A 1,006-nucleotide genomic window follows, 5' to 3' on the forward strand; every position below is an offset into this window, starting at 1 on the left:
GCTTTCAATCCTGCCATCACGATTACCGCAGCATCCTTTACTTTTGGGACTGTCTCCGCGGCATCTTTGACAGCGATGATGAGGCTAGAGATCTTGTACTTGTTGGGTTTCTCGGCTCTGATTAAGCTGGTACCTTCTTCAAGAGTTTCATTTAGGACTTGACGCGTATCGTCATGAATCTCTTTTGACTCTCGAATCCCTTCTAAAAGGGTGTTGAGGGCAGCTTCAATTCTTGAGATATCACTACTAGCAACGGTGTGCAGAACTACGGCCTTAGCGTAATCAGCTTGCTGAAAGACCCCAATCGGTGCGTTAAAGACGTTTTTGTATTCGGTGGTGGTGCTCGCTTCTTTTTTCTTCCTCATGAGACCTAGCTCCATTTCCACAGAATTTGTGGCGAGAATTTCAGAAATGGCGGTATCGTAAGGAAGGCTCTGATGCAGCCTCCCAGGGATTCGTTGTTCATAAATCTGACGCAGACAATCTGCATGAATGGCAATCCGAGTACTAGTTGATGTTCGTAGAAGTTCCTGAACTACCGATGCGTCCTCGAAGGATATCGCGCTCAATGCGCGGAGAGCATCTACCCGAACTTCCTGAGCGCGTGTTGAAAGTTCGGCTCTCAGTGCCTGGAATAGGTGAATGTAGAGTGCGCCGGCTGTGAGTGTCCCTGCTGCAGCATCCGTCGCCCGGATCTTCTTGATTTCTCCATCTATGCGCCGCTGTTGATCAGGAAAGAGGGCTTCCGCGAGATTCGAGAAGAGACGGTTAAATTCATCAGCGCTCAAGACAAATCCTCCAGTTTTCTGCCATCGTTAAGTTTCAGGTGGATCCCTCAGATCGGGCTAGTGAATGTTCAACAATCTCGTTCCAATGCTTTAGAAGTGGTGTCGCCACCATGCGATACATCCACCAACAAGCATAGATAACGTCATCATGGAAACAGTGACCTGTCGTGATCTTCCCATGGGCAAGCTCGTGGCGAAGACTTGGGCCAGGCTTATGA

2 protein-coding genes are annotated in these 1,006 nt (G+C 48.8%); both read right to left on the reverse strand.

Features of this window, described 5'->3' with window-relative positions; all coding sequences use genetic code 11:
• The coding region (locus tag AKL28_RS23610; protein WP_156226487.1) for a hypothetical protein at window positions 1-788 on the reverse strand (788 nt) is incomplete at its 3' end.
• A 34-nt stretch (window positions 789-822) separates the two neighbouring features.
• The coding region (locus tag AKL28_RS25235; protein ID WP_231602686.1) for a hypothetical protein at window positions 823-1,006 on the reverse strand (184 nt) is incomplete at its 5' end.

This window comes from Herbaspirillum chlorophenolicum, from assembly GCF_001189955.1.
In the GTDB taxonomy this organism is placed as follows: Bacteria; Pseudomonadota; Gammaproteobacteria; order Burkholderiales; family Burkholderiaceae_D; genus Herbaspirillum; species Herbaspirillum chlorophenolicum.